We start from the raw sequence: 261 nt of genomic DNA on the forward strand, positions 1-261 counted from the left end.
GTGGGGCCTTAAGAGGATAGGATGAGTTGGGTGATGGTGCCACCGGAGAAGCCCGGGAAACAGTAATTATAGGCGGAAGGTAGGCGAACTAGCGTGTCGAGGGAAACGCGACGGTCATCACGGTCATCGGAATTCAATGCATAAGCAGGCATGGCATAGCGCGCCAGCTTGCCATGCGAAACTAGAAAAACTGAAATTATGACTGTGCCATCCCGTCCCTTCAGTGGTGCGTCCCGTCCGTGCTGGGTCGCACGCCGGCAT

1 protein-coding gene is annotated in these 261 nt (G+C 55.9%); it reads right to left on the reverse strand.

What is annotated here, in order from left to right; all coding sequences use genetic code 11:
* Nucleotides 1-8 precede the first annotated feature (8 nt).
* Nucleotides 9-261, reverse strand: a 253-nt coding sequence (locus L9G74_RS24355; RefSeq protein ID WP_238898714.1) for a hypothetical protein, incomplete at its 5' end; no start/stop codon positions are given.

Source organism: Shewanella electrica (assembly GCF_022321485.1).
GTDB lineage: Bacteria > Pseudomonadota > Gammaproteobacteria > Enterobacterales > Shewanellaceae > Shewanella > Shewanella electrica.